Origin of the sequence: Vibrio sp. Vb1980 (assembly GCF_033338615.1) — a bacterium.
Lineage (GTDB): Bacteria > Pseudomonadota > Gammaproteobacteria > Enterobacterales > Vibrionaceae > Vibrio > Vibrio alginolyticus.
This window is the reverse complement of sequence record NZ_JAWOSZ010000075.1, coordinates 1-759: the sequence shown is the minus strand read 5'-3', so window position 1 is coordinate 759 and position 759 is coordinate 1. Positions and strand designations below refer to the sequence as shown.

At 46.8% G+C, this 759-nt stretch carries 1 protein-coding gene; it reads right to left on the bottom strand.

The features are described from left to right. Nucleotides 1-683: flagellin (locus R7F64_RS23855; protein WP_318072146.1), on the bottom strand; the 683-nt coding region annotated here is incomplete at its 3' end. Nucleotides 684-759 lie beyond the last annotated feature (76 nt).

Genomic DNA, 759 nt, shown 5'->3' with positions numbered 1-759 from the left:
CCGTTAATGTAAGTCGCAAGCTCTTCGATATCGTCACCCGCTTTTGCGCTGATGTTGATTTCTTGCTCTTGGCCGTAGCTGTCCGTTAGGTTGATTTTTAGGTCGTTCTTACCTTCAGCAACGTTCCAGTCTTTACCTTTACCACTTTCAGCTTGGTAGCTCACACCGCCCATCATTTTGTTGTCTGAGCGCATGTCTTTTAGCTCAAGCATCACTGCTTCACCGTTATCCGCACCGATTTGGAACGATTTCGCACCGTGTGTGCCGTTTAGTAGCTTGTTACCACCGAAAGAAGTGGTTTCTGCGATACGGTTTAGTTCGTCGTTGAGCGCGGTCACTTCTTCTTGAATCGCCACACGCTCTGATTTCGAGTTTGAGCCGTTTGCTGATTGTAGAGACAAATCACGCATACGTTGAAGAATGTTAGTGGTCTCGTTCATTGCACCTTCAGCAGTTTGTGCAATCGAGATACCGTCGTTCGCGTTGCGAACCGCTACATCCAAACCACGGCTTTGTACGTTCAAACGGTTCGAGATTTGTAGACCCGCAGCGTCATCTTTTGCGCTGTTGATTTTAAAACCTGAAGACAAACGCTCCATAGAAGTTTGTTGAGCTGAGTTTGCGTTGTTTAGGTAACGCTGAGCGGTCATCGCTGATACGTTAGTGTTTACATTCACTGCCATGGTGATTTCTCCAATTGATTTTCCGGTGTAGCGGTTTCCGACGTCTCGGAAAACCAAGTAGTTCTCTCAAAGTTAC